5 protein-coding genes and 1 pseudogene are annotated in these 3,345 nt (G+C 55.0%); all 6 read left to right on the top strand.

The genetic code is table 11. The features are described from left to right. Positions 1 to 313: pseudogene (tuf, locus tag Q7T10_RS10540) on the top strand (elongation factor Tu); the annotation flags it as partial. Between the two features lie 24 nt (positions 314 to 337). Next, the gene (rpsJ, locus tag Q7T10_RS10535) at positions 338 to 652 is read left to right on the top strand and encodes a 30S ribosomal protein S10 (RefSeq protein WP_028250951.1); all 315 of its coding nucleotides are present in this window, start codon (positions 338 to 340) and stop codon (positions 650 to 652) included. 200 nt (positions 653 to 852) lie between these two features. Further along, positions 853 to 1,539 carry a 50S ribosomal protein L3 gene (rplC, locus tag Q7T10_RS10530; protein WP_304747969.1) on the top strand — a complete coding sequence of 229 codons (687 nt, stop codon included), beginning with the start codon at positions 853 to 855 and terminating at the stop codon, positions 1,537 to 1,539. Beyond that, a complete protein-coding gene (gene rplD, locus Q7T10_RS10525) occupies positions 1,539 to 2,159 on the top strand; it encodes a 50S ribosomal protein L4 (RefSeq protein WP_304747967.1) in 621 nt (206 codons plus the stop codon). Before rplC ends, rplD begins: the two co-directional genes overlap by 1 nt. Beyond that, positions 2,156 to 2,482, top strand: coding sequence for a 50S ribosomal protein L23 (rplW, locus tag Q7T10_RS10520; protein ID WP_296446710.1), 327 nt, complete (start codon positions 2,156 to 2,158; stop codon positions 2,480 to 2,482). The genes rplD and rplW overlap by 4 nt, the downstream gene beginning before the upstream one ends. Before the next feature lie 2 nt (positions 2,483 to 2,484). Continuing rightward, a complete protein-coding gene (gene rplB / locus Q7T10_RS10515) occupies positions 2,485 to 3,309 on the top strand; it encodes a 50S ribosomal protein L2 (RefSeq protein WP_304747964.1) in 825 nt (274 codons plus the stop codon). Positions 3,310 to 3,345: the final 36 nt, after the last annotated feature.

Raw genomic sequence — 3,345 nt, 5'->3', positions numbered from 1 at the left:
GGTGCTGTGCAAGCCCGGTTCGATCAAGCCGCACACCCACTTCACGGGCGAGATCTACGTCTTGTCCAAAGATGAAGGTGGCCGTCACACGCCTTTCTTCAACAACTACCGTCCCCAGTTCTACTTCCGTACCACGGACGTGACCGGTGCGATCGAGTTGCCAGAAGGCAAAGAGATGGTGATGCCGGGTGACAACGTGTCGATCACGGTCAAGCTGATCAACCCGATCGCCATGGAAGAAGGCCTGCGCTTCGCCATCCGTGAAGGTGGCAAGACGGTCGGCGCCGGTGTGGTTGCCAAAATCATCGCGTAATTCGCAGTATTCAAAGGAATTACCATGGCTACCAAGCAAAAAATCCGTATCCGTCTGAAGGCTTTCGACTACAAACTCATCGACCAGTCGGCCGCTGAGATTGTGGACACAGCCAAACGCACTGGCGCCATTGTCAAAGGCCCGGTGCCCTTGCCAACACGCATGAAGCGTTTCGACATTCTGCGTTCGCCGCACGTCAACAAGACCAGTCGCGACCAGTTTGAAATCCGTACACACCAGCGCCTGATGGACATCGTTGACCCAACGGACAAAACCGTTGATGCTTTGATGAAGCTTGACCTGCCTGCTGGCGTGGATGTCGAGATCAAGCTGCAGTAAACCATAAGGGGATTCGGCGTGAGCCGGAGCCCTTTGAGAACACGGGTGTTGAATGGACTTGTGCGAACAGGCAGTTCAGGATATACTCGCAGGCTCTGTCGGTTTTGCCATGCATTTCCGCCAGAGTTTTATCAACAGTCTTTCACGCAAAAACGTTGTAGCCAATTGAAGTTGCAGCGGTGAGAGTTACGGAGAAAATAATGAGTCTGAGCAACTCCCTAGGGTTGCTGGGCCGCAAGGTGGGCATGATGCGCCTATTCACCGATGAGGGGGATGCAATCCCTGTCACGGTGGTGGATGTGTCTAACAACCGTGTGACCCAGGTCAAAACCCAAGAGAATGATGGCTACGTTGCCTTGCAGGTGACGTTCGGCGCGCGTAAAGCATCGCGTGTGACCAAGCCCGCAGCTGGGCACCTTGCAAAAGCAGGTGTCGAGGCCGGTGAAATCATTCAAGAATTCCGCCTGACCCCTGATGTCGCTGCCCAGTACAAAGCGGGTGCAACAGTGCCTGTGACGGCTGTGTTCGCTGTCGGTCAGAAGGTCGATGTGCAGGGCACTACCATTGGTAAGGGCTTTGCAGGAACGATCAAGCGTCACCACATGAGTTCGCAGCGGGCATCGCACGGTAACAGCCGTTCGCATAATGTCCCTGGTTCCATTGGTATGGCGCAGGATCCGGGCCGTGTGTTTCCTGGTAAACGCATGACGGGTCATCTGGGTGACGACACTGTCACCACCCAGAACCTTGACGTGATTCGCATTGACGAGGCTCGTCAACTGCTCATGATCAAGGGTGCAGTTCCTGGTTCGGCTGGCGGTTTTGTGACCGTTCGCCCTGCCGTTAAGGTCAAGGCCAAGAATGTTGATGCGAAAGGAGCGAACTGATGCAGCTCGAACTCCTGAATGACCAAGGTCAGGCTACTTCGAAATTTGAGGCGCCTGAAACTGTGTTCGGTCGCGCTTACAACGAAGATCTGGTGCACCAGGTTGTGGTGGCCTTCCAGGCCAATGCCCGTCAAGGCACGCGCGCCCAGAAAGACCGTGAACAGGTCAAGCACTCGACCAAGAAGCCTTTTAAACAAAAGGGTACGGGTCGTGCCCGCGCTGGTATGACTTCCTCGCCGTTGTGGCGTGGGGGCGGTCGGATATTCCCGAACATGCCTGACGAGAACTTCACGCAGAAGATCAACAAGAAGATGTACCGTGCAGGCATGGCATCTATCCTGTCGCAATTGGCCCGTGAAGGTCGCTTGGCGGTGGTTGATTCCATGAAAGTGGACTCGCCCAAGACCAAGCCCCTGGCTGCCAAGTTCAAAGCCATGAATCTGGATTCCGTGCTGGTGATTGCCGACGAAGTCGACGAAAACCTGTACCTCGCGTCCCGAAATCTGGTGAATGTATTGGTTGTTGAGCCGCGTTACGCTGATCCGGTGTCCCTGGTTCACTATCGCAAAGTGCTTGTCACCAAGGCTGCTATGGACAAACTCAAGGAGATGTTCGCATGAGCCACGGTCCAAATACTTCCAAGTTTGAAGAAGGTCGCCTGATGCAGGTGCTCGTAGCCCCCATCGTGTCTGAAAAGGCAACGATGATCGCTGAAAAGAGCAATGCGGTGACTTTCAAGGTGCTGCAAGACGCGACGAAATATGAAATCAAGGCCGCTGTGGAATTGATGTTCAAGGTTGAAGTCAAGGGCGTGTCTGTGGTGAACACTAAAGGCAAGACCAAGCGTTTTGGCAAGTCTGTTGGCCGTCGCGACAATATTCGCAAGGCTTATGTGACGCTGAAACCCGGTCAAGAGCTGAACCTCGGTGGGGAGGCTGCGTAATCATGGCTGTTATCAAAATGAAACCAACTTCCCCAGTCCGTCGTGGCATGGTGAAGATTTCGCGTGATCATCTGTACAAGGGTGAGCCCTTTGCGCCGTTGCTGGAACCCCAGTTCCAGCATGCTGGTCGCAATAACAATGGTCACATCACAACTCGCCACAAGGGCGGTGGCCACAAGCATCATTACCGTGTGGTGGATTTCCTCCGTACGAAAGATGGCATTCCGGCCAAAGTCGAGCGTATCGAGTACGACCCTAACCGTTCAGCGCACATCGCACTGGTGTGTTACGCCGATGGCGAGCGTCGCTACATCATTGCGCCGCGTGGCCTTGAGGTCGGTGCATCCATCATGAGCGGCGCAGAAGCTCCGATTCGTGTTGGTAACACTTTGCCCATTCGCAATATCCCGGTGGGTTCTGTCGTGCATTGCATTGAGTTGCAGATTGGCAAAGGCGCGCAAATCGTGCGCTCGGCCGGTACTTCGGCAACCTTGCTGGCGCGTGAAGGCATCTACGCCCAGGTGCGTATGCGTTCGGGTGAGGTTCGCAAGATCCACATCGAATGTCGTGCGACTCTTGGTCAGGTGGCCAATGAAGAGCACAGCCTGCGCCGCCTCGGCAAAGCGGGTGCCAAGCGCTGGAAGGGTATTCGTCCGACCGTTCGCGGTGTTGTCATGAACCCGGTGGATCACCCACACGGCGGTGGCGAAGGCAAGACCGGTGAAGGCCGTCATCCAGTCGATCCTTGGGGTAATCTGACCAAGGGTTACCGTACCCGTAACAACAAGCGCACGCAGGTCATGATCGTGTCGCGTCGCAAGAAGTAAGGGGCAGGTAAATGACTCGTTCTCTCAAAAAAGGTC

The sequence above is a fragment of the Rhodoferax sp. genome, from assembly GCF_030646845.1.
Lineage (GTDB): Bacteria > Pseudomonadota > Gammaproteobacteria > Burkholderiales > Burkholderiaceae_C > Rhodoferax.
This window is presented reverse-complemented; position numbering and strand designations above follow the sequence as displayed.

Excerpts from the sequence above, each read along its gene's own strand:
- rpsJ (WP_028250951.1), top strand. The coding sequence starts at position 338 with ATGGCTACCAAGCAAAAAATCCGTATCCGTCTGAAGGCTTTCGACTAC.
- rplC (WP_304747969.1), top strand. The coding sequence starts at position 853 with ATGAGTCTGAGCAACTCCCTAGGGTTGCTGGGCCGCAAGGTGGGCATG.
- rplD (WP_304747967.1), top strand. The coding sequence starts at position 1,539 with ATGCAGCTCGAACTCCTGAATGACCAAGGTCAGGCTACTTCGAAATTT.
- rplW (WP_296446710.1), top strand. The coding sequence starts at position 2,156 with ATGAGCCACGGTCCAAATACTTCCAAGTTTGAAGAAGGTCGCCTGATG.
- rplB (WP_304747964.1), top strand. The coding sequence starts at position 2,485 with ATGGCTGTTATCAAAATGAAACCAACTTCCCCAGTCCGTCGTGGCATG.